This is a genomic window from Bacillus sp. SIMBA_154, from assembly GCF_046536015.1.
Classification (GTDB): domain Bacteria; phylum Bacillota; class Bacilli; order Bacillales; family Bacillaceae; genus Bacillus; species Bacillus pumilus_P.
Genome location: NZ_JAWJBV010000676.1, coordinates 1 through 235, shown reverse-complemented (window position 1 = coordinate 235; position 235 = coordinate 1). Strand labels below are relative to the sequence as shown.

1 protein-coding gene is annotated in these 235 nt (G+C 62.1%); it reads right to left on the bottom strand.

The annotated features are described in order from the left end of the window. On the bottom strand, window positions 1-235 hold a 235-nt coding region (locus R0K30_RS23560), incomplete at both ends, for an enoyl-CoA hydratase-related protein (RefSeq protein ID WP_410613456.1).

The following is a 235-nucleotide window of genomic DNA, read 5'->3' as shown; positions in this document are numbered from 1 at the left end:
GAACCAGGACGAGCAGCATTCGAACACGATACCTCGACGGGCATAGACGAAGCCCAGTCTCGCTTTCTCGCTTGCAATGCGGATGTCCATTGGCAGCAGCATGGATGCCCCAATGCCCACGCCAGCCCCGTTGATGGCGCCGCTCACCGGTTTGAGGCTGTCAAAGATGCGCAGCGCAAGCCTGCCGCCGCCATCTCGCGCCGACTCTTTGCTGTAGTCGAACGAGCCGTCGGGG